Source organism: Micromonospora sp. CNZ285 (assembly GCF_004637285.1).
Genome location: NZ_SPQD01000001.1, coordinates 5,968,348 through 5,987,131 on the forward strand (window position 1 = coordinate 5,968,348; position 18,784 = coordinate 5,987,131).

An 18,784-nucleotide genomic window follows, 5' to 3' on the forward strand; every position below is an offset into this window, starting at 1 on the left:
GGAGGTCCGTGATGGTGTCCTGGCTGGGCCGCTGGCTGGTGCGCGCCAGCGCAGGCAGCGCCCTCGTTGCCGCACTGGGCGGAATTCCGACCTTCCTGACCATGGCGATCGGCTGGCCGCTGCCCCACGCCGTGCCCGACCGCGAGGCGCTGACCGGATTCCTCACCGGCGGGGTCACCGACCGCCTGGTCCTGAACCTGCTCGCCGTCGCGATCTGGCTCGTCTGGGCACTGTTCGCTCAAGCGGTGCTCGCCGAGCTGCACGACATCACGCGCGGGGTCAAAGACCTGCACCCTCGCCGCCACCGCAACCCCATGCGGACCACCGCCTCGCTGCTGATCAGCTCCATGCTTCTCGGCAGCGTCCTGACCGCGACCGCCGCCACCGCCACCCCAGCCCGCGCCCTCCCCGCAACCCCGGTCACCGCGACCGCGCAAGCCGCCCCGGCGCTCACCCAGGCCGCCGAAGGCCCGACGATCGTGCACGTCGGCAACGAGCGCTACGTCTACACCGTCAAACGCGGCGACTACCTCTCCAAGATCGCCAAGGCGTGGCTCGGCGACGCGAACCGGTGGCCGGAGATCTGCGACATGAACCGGCACCGCCACTTCCCGAAGGCCGGCGGGACGCTGCGCGACTGCAACCTGATCTACCCCGGCTGGGACCTTCGGCTGCCCGCCGACGCCCGGCCCCCGCACGGAGCCACGCCGGTCAAGCCACCTGTCACCACAACCCCGCCGCCGGTCGTCACCACGCCGACCCCGTCGACGTCGCCGAGCAGCCCGGCCGTCACCCCGAGCCCCACCATCACGGCGAGTCCGGGTATCACGGCCAGCCCCGGCGTGGACAGCCCGGTCGCCGTGCCCCCGGGTGTGCCATCCACCGTGCCCGTGTCGCCTTCGCCGAGCCCGTCGGCGTCCGGGTCGCAGTCAGCGTCTTCGAGTTCCTCGGCTTCGGTGTCGCCGGCCGCCAGGGACGCCGAAAGCGCGGACTCGGCCGATGAGCACGGGGTCCAGCTGTCCCCGTCGAGCTGGCTGCCCTGGGGGCTTGCCCTGGCGATCAGCGCCGCCGTGGTCCTGGTGTGGCTGCAGCGCCGCAGGCGTTTCACCGGCCAGCCCGACGACGACCCGCCAACCATGCTGCCCGAGCCGGTCGTGCGGGTACGCCGCGCGGTCGCCCGCCGCCCGGAACTGGCCGTGCCCGAGGACACCGACACTCAACAGCCTCCGCTCATGCCGGACCTCGCGCCGCTACCACCGGGCGGGACCGGTATCACCGGCGACGGCGCGTCCGCCGCCGCACGGGCCGCGCTGGTCGCCGTGCTCGCCTCCGGCGGTCCCCACCACCCCGACACACGCGGCGAGGTCATCATCGACGCCGCCACCCTGGCCACCCTGCTCGGCCCGGACGTCGTGACCCTCGGCGCGTGGCCTCGCCTGCACGTGGCCGACACCATCGACGAGGCCCTCACCGTCATCGAGGGGTGGCTGCTGCACCGCAGCCGCATCCTCGACGAACACGCCCTGACCGACCTGGACGAGCTGCGCCAGCACGTCCCGGACGAGGAGGCGCTGCCCCCGGTCATGCTCATCACCGAGACCCCGCCCGCCGGCGCCCGGATGCGGGCGAAGGTCGCCCTCGCTCTGGGCGGCGGCCTTCAGGTGACCGGGCTGCTGCTGGGCGAGTGGGCGCACGGCGCCACCATCGAAGTCGCCCCGGATGGGCACACCAAGCTCGTCGCGGGGCAGTCCGCCGACCCGATCCCGGCCCGGCTGCCCGTCCTCGATCCGGCCGCCGCAATCCAGATCCTGACCACTCTGCGCGAGGCGCAGACCGGCGAGCCTCCGGCGATCGTGTCCCCGGCCGTGCCGCTGACCGTCGTGCCCCTGCACGCCAGCCGCACCACCGTCGCGGCCGATGACGAGACGCAGCGCTCCGGCGAGGAGCAGCCGCATCCACCTGCCGACGATCCGGCCGCGCCGGCCGCGACGACCGGGCCGGTGAAGGCGAAGCTGCGGGTCATCGGCCCGCCGCGTATCGACGGCATCGTCCACGACGGCCGTGCGCTGCGCGCCAAAGCCAAGGAGCTGGCGGTGTTCCTGGCCGTGCATCCAGACGGCGTGGAGACCAGGACCATCGGTGACAACATCGAACTCGACGCCCGCATCAGCCAGGCCGCCCAGCGCGTGCACACCAACGCGAGCAACCTCCGGCATGTGCTCGGCCGGGCCGCGGTCCCCGACGCGCAGAACGCGTACGTCGTCAAAGGCGGCGGAGGGTACAAGCTCGACCCTGCGACCGTGGATGTGGACGTGTGGACGCTGCGTGACCTGATGCGCAAAGCCGCCATCGCCTCCGGCCCGGCTCGCCGCGAGCTGCTGACCGCAGCCTGCGACCTCTACACCGCGCCCCTCGCGGAGGGCGAGGACTACGAGTGGCTGGCCCCGCACCGTGAGACGGTGCGCCGCTGGGGCACCGAAGCCCACCTGCTGCTGGCCGACGAGCTGCTCGCCGACCACCACGCGCAGGAGGCATCTGACCTGCTCGACAAGGCCATCGGGCTGGACCGCTACAACGAGGTCCTGTACGTGCGGGCGATGCATGCCCGCCATGGGCTCGGTGACGCCGACGGCATCCGGACCCTGCTGCGTGCCCTGACCAAGGCGCTCGCGGATCTGGATGCGGAGCCGCAGGACGACACCCGGACCCTGGCGGCGAAGCTGCGCACCAGCCTGGAGCAGAGATGACCGCCACGACCGCTGCCCGCCGCATCGGCGTAGGCACGGCGCTGCCCGCGCTGGCCGTCGTCCCGCTGCTGCGCCACACCATCGCCGTGCACGCCGTGCCCGACGACCAGCCGTGGCGAACCGCGTGCCCGTGCGGTAAACCGCTGTGGCCCCACGCCATCGGACCGTCCGGCTGCTGTGCCGGATGCGGCGTGCGGGTCGGCGCACCGCCCTACGCGGTAGAAGCGGCCACGCTCGCCGGGGCGGCCGGGCTGGCGGTTTCCGGGCTCGGCGGCTTCGCCCTCGCCGGGTACGCGGTATGGACCGCCGCGATGATCGTGCTCGCGTTCGTGGACGCGGCCGTGATGCGGCTGCCGCACCGGCTCACCGCCGCCGCCACGGCCGGGTTCCTCGGCCTGCTCGCCCTCGGCGGCCCGGCGGACGCGTGGGTGCGGGCGGTGGCCGCCGGACTCGTCCTGGCCGCGTTCTTCGCCGTGCTGGCCGCCGTCTCGCGCGGGCAGCTCGGCTGGGGCGATGTCACCCTGGCCGTGCCGCTGGCCGCCGCGCTCGGCTGGCACAGTTGGACCGCCGTCTACGCGGGCGTCCTGCTCGGCCTCGGCACGGCCGCGCTCACCGCGATCACCCTGCGCCGCCTCGGCCGCTTGGCGCCCGGGACCTCGCTGCCGCTCGGCCCGTTCCTGATCGCCGCCGCCTACACCGTCGCCGTCTGGCCGTAAGGCCGTTACACCGCAATCGAACCACGGGGAAGGAATCCGGTCGTGAACTCCGACGACCTCACCGCGCTCTACCAGGTCAACCAGAACGTCATCACCGGCCTGGCGCTGCTGGTCCTGGTCGGCCTGCTGCTGCTGACCGCCAACCGTATGCGCAAGATGACCGCGCACCGCGCCACCCTGCTCGTCGCGAACCTGCTGACGATCGTCGCGGCGGGCCTGGCCACCGCCGTCAGCGCCTCGGGTATGTGGAAGTTCTTCACCGACATCCTCGGCGATTCACCGTTGCGGTACGCGTTCTTCTGGTTCATCGAAGTCGCCCTGTTCGCGAGCGCTCTGCTGGCCCGCGCACGGCTGCTGCGCGACCCGGCCAACGCCAGCACCGGCGTCGACGGCATCGCCGTCTGGGTCTTCGCCGCCCTCACCGCGTCCCTGTCGGCCACGGACGCCGACAGCTTCCGCGAGGTCTGCCTACGGCTGGCCGCGCCGCTGGTCGCCGCGTGGATGTGGGAGCGGGCACTCGCCGCCGAACGCAACGCCCGCACCGGCACCGCAACCCGGCGCATCCACCTGACCCTTACCCTGGAGCGCGTCCTGGTCTGGCTCCGCCTGGCCGAGGCTCAAGGCCGTGACGTGACCGAGGTCGACCGCGTACGCCGGCGTGCCCGCCTCGGACGAGCCCGCCTCCACCTGTACCTGTTGCAGAACAAGAAGAAGACCTCCGCGTGGCGGCTACGCCGCGCCCACACCAAGGTCATCCGGCGGGCGATGCAGGCCGCCGAGCACATCGGCCTGGCCGACATCCCCGAGGCGGCCAGCGAGCGCGAAGCCATCCAGATGTACATGGCCACCATCTACGGCATCATCGACGCCACCACCCCCGAGGCGGTCGCGCACCTCAACGCCTGGGCCAACCCCCAGGCCGCACCAGCCCACGAGGCGACCAGACTCAACGCCCCCGGCCCCGAGGCCGCACCGGCGCTTACCGAGCTGGCGCAGCGAGTCAACGGCCACGCGATACCCGCTACCGATGCCACCGGCACCGACCTCGGAGGCGAAGACACCCCGGAGATCGTCGTGGCCGCCACAGCCGCTGGCGGCCCCGGCGCGGGCGCGCCCGGAAGCGCACCCGATGGAGAATCCGCCAGCCACCAGCCTGACGGGGAGGTGATCGACGACGACCGCGACGACGACGCCGAGGACGACGACGAGACCCAGGACGACCTGTCGGCGGTCGCGGCGATGCGCCGGTTCTGGGACACCGAGACCAGCCAAGGCCGCATCCCCACCGGTGCGGAGCTGTCCCGCGCGGCTGGCGTACCGCCCGCCACGGGCCTGGGACGGCGCAAGCGGCGCGCCTGGGAGGCAGAACTGCCCGACCACCTCCGCCGATCGCTCGCCCACTCCGGTGACAGCCGGTAAAGCCCTGGCCTGGTGCATCGAGCGCGCACCGCGCGACCTTGACCACCCCAGCTGCAGGGCACGGAAAAGCCCTACGCCGATCCACGGGGGAAGACCGACGTAGGGCTCGGCTCAACGATAGCGGCAGTCTGCGCGGCGTCTGTCCCTCGCGGGGAGGACCGGCTGTCGTCCGAATGTGCCGAGGCTCATGGTGCCCGGCTCAGATCGGGATCAGGTGGCATCCAGGCTTCTTGCCAGAGGCGTGCCGCCCGCGACCGCATCGCAGCCCATCCTGGCCACCAGCGCCTCCGCGCGGGAGGAGTGATTGCTCGACGCAGCGTGACGACCATCGCGGCGATGGCACGAGCACCGGCGATGAGGTGCAGAGCCGTGATGATGTGATGCCGCGTGTCGGCTGCCAGGTCAGCCGCCCGCTCCAACGGCAGTTCCGTGCCAGGTTCGTCCTCGTCGGCCAGCGGCGCGGCCAGGTGGAGGATCTTCGCCGTCAGGTCGCTCGTCGCGGCGGCGGTGTCGAGCAGGTCTGCGACCGGGTGGCGGCCCGATTGCGCCAGTACGACACGGCACCGGTCTACAGCGTCGCGTACGGCCGCTAGGGCGTCGGCTACGGCCGGTGCATCGCGGCGATCAGTCATGATCAGGCCTCCCGGGGGTCGGATGGTACGGGCAGGTAGACGGCCCCGATTCCCGCTCCATCCGCGCCGCACGTCAAGCCAAACCCATGTACCACCGTGAACCTAGGTATGACCAGGGAAAACCGGCCCCTGGTGTGCGTCGGCTCGACGCGCCTTGTGGGCCTTCGCCAGAAGGACGATTCCGCTTCCGCGGTATGGCGCCAGATCGTGCAAGCGCTCGGAAGGCGGATGGTGCCGGGCCTCGCGGCGCAACGCTGGTTCGCCCACGACGAGTGCCGTCTGGAGTTACCGGCCACCGAGCCCTCGACCTTGCCCCCAGCCTCGCCAACGGCCTACGGATCGCCGACCTGACCATGAAGGCCCCTCACGCGGGCCGGCGAGGTGGACGCTCAAAGTCTTTGTATCAAGGTCTGCTTGGCGTGGCCGGGCGGGCGGCGGCCCGCTCCCCGGCAGAGCGGGTCGATGGCAGACAGTGGATGGTCCTCAGTGGTCGCTGACCGCGACTGCCCGCAGGTCGATGGTGTGATGCAACAAACGAAGCCGATCATGATGGCGGCTAGCGGTGAGATGAATGCGAGGCGACCATTGGGTCGGTATCTGCAGGCTGTGAGACGGACCGAGGTCCGCTTCTTCTGCGATGACGGCATTCACGGCAGTAATGGCATCGGGAGGTGCGTCGCGCAGAACATACCCCAACATGGCACCCAAGCCGTGACCATCAGACGAGTAGCGACCATCGATAAAGCGCCGCATCCCCTCTTGGACGTACTTTTTCGGCAAGCTATCACGCAGGTGCAGGCGCTTGGCCTCCACGTGCACCAGGGCAGAGCCGATCCGGACGTTCAAGTCGGGGCGCGAAGCCTTCGACGGGTCCTCAAGGCCGGCCCGCATGGCGCGGTTTGGCTGCGGCCCATCGTACTGAACGTGGATCAGCGCCCACTTTAGGCTGTCGCCTTCGATGACTCGACACGCACAGTCAAAAATCCGCACAGTGCACGGGACTTCACCGTCGCTGTACCTGCTAAATCCCTCCTGTTCCCACAGCAGGATCGCTTCAATTAGCAGCTCTCGGATAAGGCCGTCAACTCTGTTGGCCACGCGAGCTTTGAGGGTTACAGCAACCTTGCCCTCAACGCGAGCCCGTAGTCTCTCCAGCAATTTATTCGCCGAAGGCGAGGGCGGCCAGGATGCGCTCTGCATCATCGAGCGCCGCGTCCCTCGACCAGCGGTCGCGGTCGGCAGTCTTTACCACATAGACCGTATCGTCATCAACGAAAAAGCCGGCAGGCTGCGCCACGACTCCCGTGGAGGTAGCTCCCCGATCAGCGTTCATCTCGACGATCCTCTGCATATCGACCGTTGTGCCGCTAGGCCATGTATCTTGCACGACCGCGTCACCCTCCGTCAATGTCACGGTCACAGCCCGGTATGATCTATCCCTGAAGTGTCGAGCCTCGATGCGCAGGTCAGGCAGCGTTGCCGCTAGAACCTCTCGAATCGTTGCGGCGTACTGGCCCAGCCCATCGTCATCTATGGGTGCCGCGTAGGCCAAGGGGCGCTGGAACCGGTCCAGGCCGAAGGCCAGGCGATCATGGACCCGAAGCTGGTCAGCCGTCGAAAGCTCATACATGTCGAAGACAACGCTGTCGAGCTGGTCCCGCCAACCGGTGGTCCTGGGGTCGGAACGAACCCGAGAAAAGATGTCCTGAAGCTCTATGACGTGATCGGGGCCCGGCGTTGCCAGGGGCAGAGACAGGTGTTCGTTAAGCTCGACAAAATCCCGTTCAACGCCCCAAGATGCGCTTGTCATGAAATGGTAGTAGTTACCCAGTGAGGAAACGATGGTTGCCGCGAGCGCCATAAGAAGCGAACGATCGTGACGTGGGCCGGCGAAGCCGAGTAGCCCGTTCGGGAAGACAGCATCCTCTTCAACGAAGACTGCTGCCAATCTGCCCTGGTGAAGTGTTCGCCGCACCAAGACATGAGGAGAACGGAACAACTCCCTGTCTCTGGGGCGGTGGAGGGTCCGCATGCCGAAAGCTTCGAAGAGATCCGACTCAATCCGGAGGGGCTCAACCATCTCGGTGGGAATGATGGGGAGGCCTTGCAGGTGAGAGGCGTCATTTGCATCTCCACCTCCGACCTGATAGCCCTGGCCATAGACCCACCCGCGTTCGGTGGCAACTTCCTTGACCGGCGCGAATTTGATTCTCAGCCGGTCAAGGAGGTCGATGTCACGCAATCCTCCCCACAAAAGCACCTTCCAGATATCCGGCCGGTACGCGGCCTGACGCCTACTTAGCTCCGTGACCTCCTCAGGTGAAATTACGACAGCGTCGATGGCTGAATTCAGCGGCCGCGGATGGGCGGCAATGTGGAGCACCCGGTTTGAGTTCTGCCACGGCTCCAGGTCTGCCGGGATGCTTTCATCGGGCGCCCTTGCGACCACAACCGCTGCTGGCGCGATGGCAGTTGCAAAAAGAGCGCGGCGTATCGCGGATAAGTCGAGTACAGCTTGAACGTTGAGCTGCTCGAAGAGGGCAGTCCTGAAGGCCTGTGTAGATCTACTCCGGTTATGTAGGAGCGGCTTTGAGGGCATGACAAGGCCAAGGGTTCCGCCGGGCTTCAGAAAGCGAGCAGCCAGCCACAGGAATGCTTGTGCGATCTGCTGGTCCGCTATAGGTGCGCTGCTCTTCCTGACGAAACGAGCTGCCGCTGGCGTAAGCTTGCTCTTCCAAGGCGGGTTTCCGATTACGGCGTCGAAACGCATTTTGGACAAGGCATGGTCGTTGAACGCGTCTGAGACGACGACATTCCTGCCAAGTAGGCGAGGCAACACGGCGGTTTCCCAGACCGTTGGAGGATCAAGTTCCTCCAGTAAGGCAAGATATAGGCCGAAAGCAGCGATGCGAGCAGAGTCAGGGTTCAGTTCTACGCCGTAGATGCTCGACAGCAGGATGTCCTGAAGCTCCTGGTAGGACAGGTCCCGGCCGACCCGTGTTCGTTCTCGATAGGCGAGACGGCGGAAGGCCTCAGTCATAAACGCGCCGCTGCCGCAGGCGAGATCAATGACCTTCGGCCGTGATTGCCCGATCCAAGGAACAACTTCATCCAGGACAGTGTCCACGAGGAATCGTGGAGTGTAGTATGCGCTGTCGGTCGTCCTGTTGCCCTCAAGAAGCTGCTCGTAAATGCTGCTGACCAGATCGGCTGGCAGCACCGAGAAGTCATACGGCCACAGGGATTGTTGCCCGCTAGGGAGGTCGTCACCTCGAAGTAGTGCGGCTACGCCTGATAACTCGGCGTTAGAAATAAGGCCAAGCATCTCCGGAACCGGCCCGAAAACATCCCCATTGAAACGCTCAGCTAGACCTTCGAAGAGACGGCGGGTGGGATTGGATCCAAGTGCCAAGACTGTCTGCAGATCGGGAGCGCCGGACAGTTCGTCGATGTGATTTGGCGTCAGAATATCGCGGTCGGAGAGGTAGCTCGCGACCAAGCATCCGCCAATGATTACGTCCATTGCGGTGCGGAGCTCTGCATCGTCGCCACCGAAAGTGCGGCGGAGATAAGCGAGATTGCTGAGTAGAGCCCGATCCACGCGGGCAGCCTTCTTATAGGAGGCCCCGAACTCGGTTGCGAAATTGCCCGATTCGACTTCGGTGCGGTTGAACGCCCGTAGTAGGCCGTGGGCTGTGTCGGATCGACGACCGGCTTCAAGGACGCCGTCCTGCTTTGTCCTGCCCTTAGGGGGAAGAGACACGGCGTTGAATGCCTGAACTGACTCCTCGCTGACATTCACTAGCAAAGGGACGCGCCCGTAGTTCCAGAGCCGACGACGAAGGCCCGTCAGGCCACGAGGATCCGATTGAGCGCTAAAGCCCACCAAGGGCACCCCGTCACGAAAGAACGCGGCCTCAAGTCCAACCTTGCTGCGCAGGTCGCGCCACACGTAGTCTCGTGGGCCGGCCTGAGCGGGTGAAGCCGAGGTCACCAGGCCTTCGTGTCCGGAGTAGCCCAACTCCTCCAAGACACTCAGCAGGTGGCCCGGCGCACTCTCAGTCACCTGCATCGCCTTCGATGGGTGACCGGATCATGACGACACCATACGGTGAGGTTCACCCTGCCCACAATCGCACAGCGGCGCCGTTGGATGCTGCAACACGCGCCAACCACCATGAAAACCCTTGAAATCGACATCTGTCGGCTTTTGTCAGGTCTCTTCGCCACGTCCCGTGACAGGGGCTTGGCCTACCCCTGTAGCGCCTTCATGCTTCCGGCATCCCGGATCGACTCCGGTATGGCCGAGTCACGGAGGCGAACGGTGAGGCCGAAGGACCAAGCGGCATGTCGACTCCTCCGCTGGTGTAGGCCTCTTCGCCGAAGATCCAGTAGAGCAGGTCTCGCAACTCTGGCGGCCAGAACGTTATACCCGCCCCTCCTGCGTATCCTCGGCCATTCTTTCGGGCTAGCTGATGGAGCAGTGGAGCGAGACGCATACCGCTGGGACGGCCGGCTACAGCAGCCGTAGTGGCCGCAGTCACGATGTCCGCCAGTTGAAGGTGCGGGACGTGATGGGAGCCAGCCGTTAGCACAGGCAAGATAACTTTGCCTGCCTGCGTGTAGGCCGTGCCGTCGCTGGTCAGCGCAAGGGTCTGTTGAAGCCAGTGTGCTTCATCGGCCGACCCGCCTCCTGGTTTGTCGGCGATCATGACCGCCCCGCTCTGGTCCAACTCCTATGCCACTTTGTCGTAGGTCCACCTGAGCAACTCCTGGCCAACGTCGACCACGCTGCGGTCCCGGTACACGAGGCTGTGGTCCAGCACGTGAACTACTGAGGTGATCCCGCGATCAATCGCAGACCTAAGTAAACCTTCGCGTAGGTCGGTTGCCACTGCACCGCCCGCTCCTGCCAGGTACGAGCCCTTGTCTGGGTTCCACTTGACTTCCTCTTCGGCCGGAACCCCGAGCCTGGCCTTGATGGCAGCAAGGTCGGATGCGAACCCAATGACCTGGCTTTCAGGGACGATGACTGCTCCTAGCGCCACTAGCGTCCCCAGCCCCTCCCGTGCAGGTTCACGTTGGCTGCTGTCATCAATGAAGACGAGCTTCATGCGTAACCCCCAGTCTGCGAGAAGGCCCACACCCGAGCGCAGGAGATCGCAACAGTAGCTGGCAGGCGCATGACAGATGCGGCTCTGTCACTCAGTCTGAGTTCCCCCCGCTTTGATGGAGCGGTGGTTACCTGCCGGCTGGCGCAGGGGTGGCGATAGGTGGTCCGGCTGGTTGCGTCTGGCGGCTGTGCCAGGCGGTCTCGTACTCGTTCGGGCTGAGGTAGCCCAGCTCGCGTTGGATGCGTCGGGTGTTGTACCAGCCGTAATGGCAACCGAGGACGCCCGTACCAGCCGATGGCCGTCGAGCCGGGGAATCGAGAGCGGCGCCTCGTTGAGGATCGTGGCCGCTGCTGACGCCTGTAGAAGTGGCGGGGCGTTGACCCTGGATATCGAGAGGGGCGCGTGGCGGTCATGGCGATCGACGAGGATGATCGTTTTGTGGTTCGCCGGCGGGCTGAGCCTTGGTCAGTCGCAGGCCAGGAGCCTTGCGCGAGTTCGGGCGCCGCCGGTGGCGAGGCGAACGGCTCGTGAGATGTCGTGCGGCAAGCACTGTCCATTAGGGCGTCGCGCCTCGCTGTGGTCCATGACAGGGAGGAGCAACGGTGGTAGCGGTGGCGTGTGGCATCGACTGGGCCCAGGATCACCATGATGTAGCTGTCGTCGACGAGACGGGCGTCGTGGTGGCATCGGTCAGGATCAACGATGATGCCGCCGGCCTCAGTCAGGTCCTTGCGCTGCTGGCCGAGCATGATCCGACCGGCGGGAAACTGCCTGTAGCGATCGAGACGAGTCAGGGACTGCTGGTGGCTGGTCTCCGAGCCGCGGGTCGACAGGTGTTTGCGATCAATCCTTTGGCGGTGTCGCGGTATCGGGACCGGTATCGGGCCTCGCGCGGCAAGTCGGACGCGTTCGACGCGATGGTGTTGGCGAACATCCTGCGAACCGATGCGACCGCGCATCGGCCACTGCCCGCCGACAGTGAGTTGCTGCAGTCGCTGCGGGTTCTGACCCGGGCGCAGCAGGACGCTGCGTGGGACCAGGTCACGCTCACTAACCGGATCCGGACGCTGCTGCGGATGTTCTTTCCCGCCGCCCTGGCGGCGTTCGAGCGCGGCGGACGGCACCGGCTCGACTCACCGGCCGCGCGGGTGATCCTCGCCGCGGCGCCGACGCCTGCGGCTGCGGCTGCGCTGGCTCCCACCGAGCTCGCGGCGTTGCTGCGCTGCGCTGGCCGCCAACGCGGCATCGCCGCCGAGGCGGACAAGCTGCACGGCATCCTCCGTGGCGAGCAGATGCGTCAACCAGCAGCCGTTGAGCAGGCCATGGGCCTGCATCTTCAAGGACTGGTGCGGCAACTCGACGCGGTCTGCCAGACGTTGCAGCAGCTGGAGCAGCGCATCGACGAGGTGTTCACCGCCCACCCCGACGCGAAGATCGTCACCAGCATCCCCGGTCTCGGCGTGCAGCTCGGCGCTCGGCTGCTGGCCGAGATCGGCGACGACCGCGGCCGCTTCGCCGACGCCCGCGCGTTACGTGCTTTCGCCGGTGCTGCGCCGGTGACCCGTTCCTCGGGCAAGAGCAGTTTCGTGCACGCTCGCCGCGCCAAGAATGACCGGATCGCTGCTACCGGATACGTGTGGGCGCTGGCCGCGGTCCGGCATGACTCCCACTGGAACACCCGCTACCGATCCCGCCGCGCCGCCGGCGACAGGCACATCGCCGCCCTGCGTCGGCTGTTCCACCTCATGCTCGGCAAGCTGCACCATTGCCTGCGATACAACACCCTCTACGACTCCAGCAAGGCTTTCGCCGAACCCGCAACCTCAACTGCTTGACAGCCACCGTTGGTGAGATGTCTCGATGTAGGCGAAGATCGCGTTCTCGGCCTCGTCGCGGGTCCGCCACGAGGTGCGGTAGACGAGTTCGATCTTCAACGTCGACCAGAAGTTCTCCATCAGCGCGTTGTCGTAGCTGTCGCCGACGGAGCCCATGGAGGGCAGGATCCCGTTGTCCTGTAAGCGTTCTGAGAAGCGGAACGACGTGTAGTTCGATCCCCTGTCCGAGCGGTGGATCAACTGGCCGTCGCGGACATCGCGCGACCAGATGCCGTACTCGAGGGCGGCGAGTATCAGGTCGGTGTCGCAGCGGTCGGAGGTCTTCCACCCCACGATCCGGCGGGAGAACACATCCCGGACCGCAGCCAACCAGAACACGCCTTCACCGCAGGGGATGCGGGTGGCGTCGGCGACCCACAGACGGTTCGGTCCGGCCGCGGTGAACTGCCGGTTGACCAGATCCGGCGCCGGCGTGTGCCGTGGATCCTGCCGGGTGGAGCCGCCGCGCCAGCCCCGACGCAGGAACGCCCCCTGCCAGCCCTGCTGCGTCATCAACCGCTCGACCCGCTTACGGCCCACGCCGATGCCGTCACGGCGTAGCTGCCGATGCACCCGGTCCGCGCCGTAGGTACGACCCGACGTCTCCCAGATCTCGTGGATGTTGGAGATCAGCCCCAGGTCGACCACGTCCCGGTCACAGGGCTGCGCCGTCTGCTTGACCCACGCGTAGTAAGTCGAGGCGCCAATGTTCAGGACCCGTAGCAGGAGCGCGACCGCGAACTGGTCACGGTGTTCGTGGATGAACCTCATGACCGTCGCCGGGTCGGGTCGAGCTCCGCCGCGAAATACGCGCTCGCAGCCTTCAGGATCTCGTTCGCCCGCCGCAACTCAGTGACTTCCCTGCGCAGCCGGCGGTTCTCCTCGGCCATCTCGCTGGTCGGCCGGTCGTGACGCTCGTCGGCGTCTGCCTCGGCTTGGCGGATCCAGTTCCTGAGCGCCTCGTGATGCACGCCAAGCTGCTCGGCCAGGCGCCGGATCACCGGCTTCGGGTCCGACTCGCGGTACAGGCGCACAGCGCGCTGACGGAGCTCATCGGGGTACTTCTTCGGTGCTGCCACGGACGACTTCCTCCCCCACGGCCATCAGACCATGGTCAAGAAGCTCCATGAAAGCGGGGGTGGCTCAGTCCGGGCCGGCTGAGCGGATTGGCTCCCGACAGCAACTGCGTCGATCGACGGCACACTAACAAGGGCTGGCATGGACGAGTTTCCGAGGCTGCGGCTAATCCAGGACGTGTGCGGACGCGGTGCACAGAGCTTGTAAACGAGGCGTCGCAATCCGCCAGCAGGCGAGCGGATGCCCCAGCCAGGGACGTCCGCGAGACGCGAGAGCCAGACGGTGAGCCAGAACCGGAGAGAGCTCGTCGGCCTCATGCCGGTGGGGATTCGCGGCAAGTAGTCAAGCCGCGAGAAGCTTGACGAACTCCTCGATCCGGGTCTTGCCAGACGGCTACGGGTTGGGGAAGCCTTGTCCCGGTGGGAGTACCGATCCCCGGCGTCGCAGACTGGCGGCCCTTCGAGGCGTACGCGCGGCAATACTTCTCGGAGCTCTGGCAGCTTGACCTACAAGAACGCCGGACCGACGTTGGCGGACTTGTGCCGTGGAAGTTCGACCTTGTCAGTCCTGATGGCAGGGTCGTCGGCGATGCCAAGTGGCTGAAGAACACCGCTGTGCCTGCGGCGAAGTGGCAGGCAATTGCCGAGTACGTCTGGCTCCTGCAGAAGCTCGACGCTGAGCGTGTGTTCATGGTTTTCGGCCAGGACGCCGAGGTTGCTGAGCGATACCTCAAGCGGGTGAGGCCCCTGACACCGCCGGTCGAGTTCTACTTCCTCGATGGGGCAGGTCATCGGCTCATATAAAGGGGAATCTGCGGCAGACCTGACCGGCGGTCCCCCGACTGGTGTCGCACCGCTCGGCGGCAGTCCGCATGCTTGCACTCCAGTTGACCGCTTCTCCGGCCCGCCGACGTAAGGTTCGTCTGTGCGCCAGTTCACCCCTGGATACCCGGACGACCTTCGGTCTGAGCGGAAGCGCCTCCGAGACTGGTCGAGCTATGAAGGCGACTTCGAGGGCGCCGCCGCCCGAGTAGTAGCCCGGCTCACGGCTGAGTATGTGGCGCTTCAAGATGACGGCAGTGCCGACGGTATGCCGGATCTCCGGATTGAGTACCGGGACGGCCGAACCGCGTACGGCGAGATCACTCAAGACCTAGACGAAGCCTACGCCGCTCTCGGCAGCGAAGTGCTCAAGCGCAAGTTCCAGGTTGCCGCTCCAACCCTGGGCAGGGTCTGGTGGGTCACCCTGGCAGCAAGAGCGCGAGTCAGCAAGTTGGAGCGATCACTACCGCTGATCCTGGAAAGGCTCGATGCAAGCGGCGACACGTTCGAAATCGCTGTCTTCGATCAACGCCTTGAACAACACCACAGCGCCGATGTTCGCCTTCTCGCGGATGCGGGGGTGGTACGGCTGGCCTCGAGGAGGATTAGGGCAGCGGAGACGCCGATGATCCACATCGCCGCCGAGGGGATCGGTGGTCCGGCGGAGTTGGACTGGGCCTTTTTCGGCGACTACCTTGCCTCGTTCGTCAGGGATGAGCGACGGTTCGACCTCCGGCGCAAGCTGGCGACTACGGGATCCGATGAGCGGCACGCCTTCATAGGCTTCTCGTTCAGCACGCCATGGCCCGCCTGGCATGCCCTCGACGAGGGCTACAACGAGCTGCCGACGGAGCCTCCGCATCTACCGAGAGAGGTCACGCACCTTTGGGTATGGGCCTACCCGCTCGGGCGATGCATCGCTTGGTTTCCCGATCTTGGATGGTTCGACCCGCGCAGCCGCTGGGCTACAGAGTGATCGTGGCCGATTCCCCCAGCGGTGCTGGCCGCGAGGCAGCAGAAAGGCCGCGTGAGTCTCGACGTAGGGTGCTTCCCTCCGTCGAACGGCGACGGTCGACACCTGCTCGTCGATGCGTGCCGCCACCAGATGGCAACGGCCGATAGTTTAGTTCCGCATCCCCCCGACGGGGTCAACATGTGAATGCCTGGCTCCGGCCGACGGCGACTTCACATCAGCGGTTGACACCAACGGTGGTGGCCGGAGCCAGACGAGTGCGGTCGGGTGCCCCGGGGCCGGGGACATGGACGTCAGCGGACGCTGTGACCTTTGCCGGAAGCGCCTTGTAAGCAAGACGTCGCTTGCTCCTTCGCGACGCTTGGTTCAAGGTGACGGAAGCAACGACCGCTGACCCACTCTAAGCGTCTGCTCACGGCTATACAGCGATGCCCTCGCATGACATCCTTGCTGGGTGAACTCTGGCATCGATGCGGAATGGCGACCTTGCTACGGGAGCATGGAGCATCAATTTAGATTCGACCCACTCCACTACGGAGCCGGCGGGGCCCGGCAGCGGGAATTTAAGCAACGCGTAGGCGAAGAACTGCGCTCTTACGGATTTTACTTCTCTGGCGAAGTTCGGCTCAGGTGGCACCTGTTCCTCGATGAGCAGGACCGGTGGGAGAGTCCGGGTGGTGCGGACGTAGACAACTTTGCAAAATTGCTCAACGACGCAGTGAAAGGCCCGGACGGGCTGCTCTTCGACGACTCGCAGGTTCAACGTTTGGAGATTGCCTGGCTGTCCGCCGACGAAGGGGAGTACTTCGAACTAACGGTGCACTGTGGAATGGAAGAGTTCGTTTCGCGCCCTGCCAGTCTCTACGAGATGGGAGATGGTCTGTGGTATCCCATCCAAGATGAGGTTATGGCGGACCCTACTGCTAAGGTCATGGTGCTCCCCCGCCTCGATTATTTGACTGTCAGAACGAAAAGGCTTCGCCACCTTTTAAGGCAAGGAGGCCTCCTGCGGCGAGAGGCATTCAGAGAGGCTAGGGTGGTGCAACCGATTGCCCGTGGCTTCCACTTCTCACGGATCGCCGAAAGCGGGTTTCCGTTAGTGCCGCGACGGGAGTGGCAGGCGCAGCTTGGCGATCAGGCCACGGGCTCTACCGATCCCGCTCAGGACGCACAGCGGCTGGCCGCGGAGATACTCGCTGCGCGCCACTCTTCCTCCCCCCGCGACTGAGAAGCTGCATGAGGCAGGGAGCGCCGGCGAATTCAGGCTGTTGCTGAGAATGAGTACTCAGGAGGTGCCGGGCGCGCCGTCAAGGTAACCCAACGACATCATGTAGTTGATCTGGTCTGCGAAGAAGGTCCCTTTGAAGTTCTCATCGTTTGGTGCGGAAATGAGTGTCTGGAAGACATCCCTGTCTGTCGCGCGTCGTTCCCATGCGTTCGCGATCGTCTCCATTCTTGCCCAGTGAAGCGGGCCAAACTCAAATGCCGATGCATTCGCATCCTCGGAAAGCTCTCGGAGGGTGCGCCTCGCGCGAAAGAGTGAGTCACGTGTGCCGCCGAGGAGGAGAAGCAAGCCGTCGGCGGTGCCGGTAGCAGCTAATTCTCTGCCGCGGACGCTACCGCCCATCCGGTTCCAGACTGGCCGGCGGCCGTGAAGGAGTCGGTATTTTTCGATTAGCTGCCCCTCGACTTCTACTGCGCTTTCCAGCCCACTCGTCTCATTTGAGGCGAAACCAGCGGGATACTCTTCATCGTAGTCTGCTCGCCTGTATTTGCCTCGCTCTCGATGGGTGTCAACCTGCGCCAGCGTGGATTGCACGAAGCATGAAAAACCCAGCCGAGGGTGCTGACTAAACCATCTGCGGATTTGCTCGCGCTTGCAGCCGTTTGCTGGGAACGAGATCAGACCGGCGTGCTGAGCGTAACGCTCCGACAAGTCGCGTGCGAGCCCGATGTACAGGAGGTGGCGACCAGCTGGCCCCGTCTCCCGGGACTCGGGGTCGTAGAAGGCATACACCCCGACGCTCGCCCAGCCGTAGGTATCAAGCGGTGAGCACAAGTCCTCGATCGCCGCATGAACGGCCTCACGCTCGTCCGCTTCAAAGACGTCATACAGAACGGTGCCGAACATGGACCCAAGTCTCCCAGAGCTGGCAAGAGCCAGAGGTGGAGAAACGATCTTCATCGGCGAGCGTGGACCGGCGGGGGCGCTCCCCTCTCCCCATTGGTTGTGAACTGAAGTCCGGAAGCAGCCGACAGCAGCGCTGACAGCAACCGGCCGGGACGAGGGCAACCCCCGGCTGCCGAGCGGGGACTGCCGCCCGAGGTCGCAGACGTCAACGGATCCGGCCGGACGGGGCGCACAGAGCTTGTAAGCGAGACGTCAGGCAGCGGGACCAACGCCACCTCCGGGCGGCCCTCGGCTTGTGCGACGGTGCCGGTGCAAACCTCGGACGGGCAGGCACGTGAATCCCAAGGGGGGGGGGTACGTGTCGGCTGCCCTGCTCTGCGCCGCCAGTGCTCTTTTCGGCCGTCTGGCCGCCGCCGGGATCACCCGGTGGCTCCTGATCTCCTACGCCACGATGGTGGTCCTGCACACCAGCCACCCGGACCGCCGCGCGACGACGTTGAAGATCCTCGAACTCGTCGTGCCCGGCCGCGCCGACCAGAGCGGCAAGGCGGCATAGCCGCGCGTGGGGTGCGGCCAAGCGGGCTGCACCCCACGCCGCCACCGCTACCAGGCAACTGGTGGAGTGCCTGTATGCGAACTAGGTCGTATTCGTGGCTCGGGGACCTCAGCCCGGCTGGGCCTCGCTATGTCTGTCGGACACCTCAACCGCGGTGAACGGGTGTTGCCGTCATCTGCGACATGACGATCATGGCGCAGGAGTACGAGCAGTGGATCCGTAGTCGCGGTTTGGCAGCGACCGACTGACGCAGGGCGGCCCGGTACGGGCGGCGCGGCCGTGGAGGACGAGGAGCGGTAGCGCGCAGCCGAGCAGTTGCCGACACACCTATTGTTCGGATCTGGCAGACTCCAGAACCCCACGGGAAGAGGGAAAAACAGGTGGATCGGCACGAGAAGAAGCGGCTCCGCGACCGCATCGGAGAGCACCTGGATGTCTCCGGTGCGCGCCTGAAGGACGACGAGGTGACTTTCCTGGCCAACTTCGTCGACGAGTACGACGAGACCTACAGGGGCCGTACGGAGACCCGCACCAGGAGCCGTGATGGTTGGAGCTCCGACGGGAAGTACACACGGCGGGAGACGTTCACCGACACGTTCACCGACGACGTCGGCATCCGCCAGGACTACGAGTACCAGGATGATGACGGTCAGAGCGGGGCGTCGTCGAACGAGATCAGGGATGCCCGAGGGATCCTGAACTGGTTCAGAGATCGCTCCTGACT

At 65.9% G+C, this 18,784-nt stretch carries 16 protein-coding genes; 9 read left to right on the forward strand and 7 right to left on the reverse strand.

Features of this window, described 5'->3' with window-relative positions; all coding sequences use genetic code 11:
• Window positions 1-11: 11 nt before the first annotated feature.
• Genes CLT75_RS27550 through CLT75_RS27560 form a run of 3 tightly spaced genes read left to right on the forward strand, consistent with a single transcriptional unit; the run spans window position 12 to window position 4,882 of the window.
• Window positions 12-2,747, forward strand: coding sequence for a BTAD domain-containing putative transcriptional regulator (locus CLT75_RS27550; protein WP_135243100.1), 2,736 nt, complete (start codon window positions 12-14; stop codon window positions 2,745-2,747).
• On the forward strand, window positions 2,744-3,463 hold the full coding sequence (locus CLT75_RS27555) for a prepilin peptidase (protein ID WP_135243101.1): 720 nt from the start codon (window positions 2,744-2,746) through the stop codon (window positions 3,461-3,463). Before CLT75_RS27550 ends, CLT75_RS27555 begins: the two co-directional genes overlap by 4 nt.
• Window positions 3,464-3,505: 42 nt before the next feature.
• Complete coding sequence (locus CLT75_RS27560; protein WP_135243102.1) at window positions 3,506-4,882, forward strand: hypothetical protein; 1,377 nt, start codon at window positions 3,506-3,508, stop codon at window positions 4,880-4,882.
• Window positions 4,883-5,067: 185 nt separating this feature from the next.
• On the opposite strand, the gene CLT75_RS27565 is transcribed toward CLT75_RS27560, so the two are convergent.
• The 4 genes from CLT75_RS27565 to CLT75_RS27580 form a co-directional block, all read right to left on the reverse strand.
• Window positions 5,068-5,514, reverse strand: a complete 447-nt coding sequence (locus CLT75_RS27565) for a hypothetical protein (RefSeq protein WP_135243103.1) — start codon at window positions 5,512-5,514, stop codon at window positions 5,068-5,070.
• Window positions 5,515-5,997: 483 nt separating this feature from the next.
• Window positions 5,998-6,612 (reverse strand): hypothetical protein, encoded by a 615-nt coding sequence (locus CLT75_RS27570; RefSeq protein WP_209310394.1) that lies wholly within the window; start codon window positions 6,610-6,612, stop codon window positions 5,998-6,000.
• 61 nt (window positions 6,613-6,673) lie between these two features.
• A complete protein-coding gene (locus CLT75_RS27575; protein ID WP_167796976.1) occupies window positions 6,674-9,466 on the reverse strand; it encodes an N-6 DNA methylase in 2,793 nt (930 codons plus the stop codon).
• 784 nt (window positions 9,467-10,250) lie between these two features.
• Window positions 10,251-10,628 carry a hypothetical protein gene (locus CLT75_RS27580; RefSeq protein ID WP_135243106.1) on the reverse strand — a complete coding sequence of 126 codons (378 nt, stop codon included), beginning with the start codon at window positions 10,626-10,628 and terminating at the stop codon, window positions 10,251-10,253.
• A gap of 602 nt (window positions 10,629-11,230) precedes the next feature.
• On the opposite strand from CLT75_RS27580, the gene CLT75_RS27585 reads away from it, so the two are divergent.
• The gene (locus tag CLT75_RS27585; protein WP_135243107.1) at window positions 11,231-12,463 is read left to right on the forward strand and encodes an IS110 family RNA-guided transposase; all 1,233 of its coding nucleotides are present in this window, start codon (window positions 11,231-11,233) and stop codon (window positions 12,461-12,463) included.
• On the opposite strand, the gene CLT75_RS27590 is transcribed toward CLT75_RS27585, so the two are convergent.
• Entirely contained in the window at window positions 12,452-13,273 is an 822-nt protein-coding gene (locus CLT75_RS27590) for an IS3 family transposase (protein WP_135243108.1), read from the reverse strand. The genes CLT75_RS27585 and CLT75_RS27590 overlap by 12 nt on opposite strands.
• Complete coding sequence (locus CLT75_RS27595) at window positions 13,270-13,581, reverse strand: transposase (protein ID WP_067308719.1); 312 nt, start codon at window positions 13,579-13,581, stop codon at window positions 13,270-13,272. The genes CLT75_RS27590 and CLT75_RS27595 overlap by 4 nt, the downstream gene beginning before the upstream one ends.
• A 417-nt stretch (window positions 13,582-13,998) precedes the next feature.
• On the opposite strand from CLT75_RS27595, the gene CLT75_RS27600 reads away from it, so the two are divergent.
• From CLT75_RS27600 to CLT75_RS27610, 3 genes are all read left to right on the forward strand, one after another.
• Window positions 13,999-14,382, forward strand: a complete 384-nt coding sequence (locus tag CLT75_RS27600) for a hypothetical protein (protein ID WP_135243109.1) — start codon at window positions 13,999-14,001, stop codon at window positions 14,380-14,382.
• Window positions 14,383-14,503: 121 nt separating this feature from the next.
• Window positions 14,504-15,376 carry a hypothetical protein gene (locus CLT75_RS27605; protein WP_135243110.1) on the forward strand — a complete coding sequence of 291 codons (873 nt, stop codon included), beginning with the start codon at window positions 14,504-14,506 and terminating at the stop codon, window positions 15,374-15,376.
• 451 nt (window positions 15,377-15,827) lie between these two features.
• On the forward strand, window positions 15,828-16,601 hold the full coding sequence (locus CLT75_RS27610; protein ID WP_135243111.1) for a hypothetical protein: 774 nt from the start codon (window positions 15,828-15,830) through the stop codon (window positions 16,599-16,601).
• 57 nt (window positions 16,602-16,658) lie between these two features.
• On the opposite strand, the gene CLT75_RS27615 is transcribed toward CLT75_RS27610, so the two are convergent.
• Window positions 16,659-17,504: a hypothetical protein gene (locus tag CLT75_RS27615; protein WP_135243112.1), complete on the reverse strand. Its 846-nt coding sequence runs from the start codon at window positions 17,502-17,504 to the stop codon at window positions 16,659-16,661.
• Between the two features lie 358 nt (window positions 17,505-17,862).
• On the opposite strand from CLT75_RS27615, the gene CLT75_RS27620 reads away from it, so the two are divergent.
• Entirely contained in the window at window positions 17,863-18,060 is a 198-nt protein-coding gene (locus CLT75_RS27620) for a hypothetical protein (protein WP_135243113.1), read from the forward strand.
• Window positions 18,061-18,440: 380 nt separating this feature from the next.
• Window positions 18,441-18,782, forward strand: a complete 342-nt coding sequence (locus CLT75_RS27625; RefSeq protein ID WP_135243114.1) for a hypothetical protein — start codon at window positions 18,441-18,443, stop codon at window positions 18,780-18,782.
• Window positions 18,783-18,784: the final 2 nt, after the last annotated feature.

Bases quoted from the DNA above. Each gene is read 5' to 3' on its own strand.
- CLT75_RS27550 (WP_135243100.1), top strand. From the start codon at position 12: ATGGTGTCCTGGCTGGGCCGCTGGCTGGTGCGCGCCAGCGCAGGCAGC.
- CLT75_RS27555 (WP_135243101.1), top strand. From the start codon at position 2,744: ATGACCGCCACGACCGCTGCCCGCCGCATCGGCGTAGGCACGGCGCTG.
- CLT75_RS27565 (WP_135243103.1), bottom strand. From the start codon at position 5,514: ATGACTGATCGCCGCGATGCACCGGCCGTAGCCGACGCCCTAGCGGCC.
- CLT75_RS27580 (WP_135243106.1), bottom strand. From the start codon at position 10,628: ATGAAGCTCGTCTTCATTGATGACAGCAGCCAACGTGAACCTGCACGG.
- CLT75_RS27590 (WP_135243108.1), bottom strand. From the start codon at position 13,273: ATGAGGTTCATCCACGAACACCGTGACCAGTTCGCGGTCGCGCTCCTG.
- CLT75_RS27615 (WP_135243112.1), bottom strand. From the start codon at position 17,504: ATGTTCGGCACCGTTCTGTATGACGTCTTTGAAGCGGACGAGCGTGAG.